The sequence below is a fragment of the Pantoea eucrina genome (assembly GCF_001691555.1).
Taxonomy (GTDB): Bacteria; Pseudomonadota; Gammaproteobacteria; order Enterobacterales; family Enterobacteriaceae; genus Pantoea; species Pantoea borealis.
On sequence record NZ_MAYN01000008.1, the window covers coordinates 146,161 to 146,892 of the forward strand.

The 732-nt window shown below is 56.3% G+C and carries 1 rRNA gene (only partly in view); it reads left to right on the forward strand.

What is annotated here, in order from left to right:
- Positions 1–732 (forward strand): 23S ribosomal RNA (locus tag BBA90_RS19425) (it extends past both window edges: 1,975 nt to the left, 2,276 nt to the right).

Below are 732 nucleotides of genomic sequence, written 5' to 3' on the forward strand. Positions count from 1 at the left end.
CTCGGGGGTAGAGCACTGTTTCGGCTAGGGGGCCATCCCGGCTTACCAACCCGATGCAAACTGCGAATACCGAGGAATGTTATCACGGGAGACACACGGCGGGTGCTAACGTCCGTCGTGAAGAGGGAAACAACCCAGACCGCCAGCTAAGGTCCCAAAGTCATGGTTAAGTGGGAAACGATGTGGGAAGGCACAGACAGCCAGGATGTTGGCTTAGAAGCAGCCATCATTTAAAGAAAGCGTAATAGCTCACTGGTCGAGTCGGCCTGCGCGGAAGATGTAACGGGGCTAAACCATGCACCGAAGCTGCGGCAGCGAACGCGAGTTTGCTGGGTAGGGGAGCGTTCTGTAAGCCGCAGAAGGTGGCCTGTGAGGGCCGCTGGAGGTATCAGAAGTGCGAATGCTGACATAAGTAACGATAAAGCGGGTGAAAAGCCCGCTCGCCGGAAGACCAAGGGTTCCTGTCCAACGTTAATCGGGGCAGGGTGAGTCGACCCCTAAGGCGAGGCCGAAAGGCGTAGTCGATGGGAAGCAGGTTAATATTCCTGCACTTGGTGTTGCTGCGAAGGGGGGACGGAGAAGGCTAGGTTATCCGGGCGACGGTTGTCCCGGTTTAAGCGTGCAGGTGTGAAGACCAGGCAAATCCGGTCTTCTTTAACACTGAGGCGTGACGACGAGGCTCTACGGAGCTGAAGTAACTGATGCCCTGCTTCCAGGAAAAGCCTCTAAGCT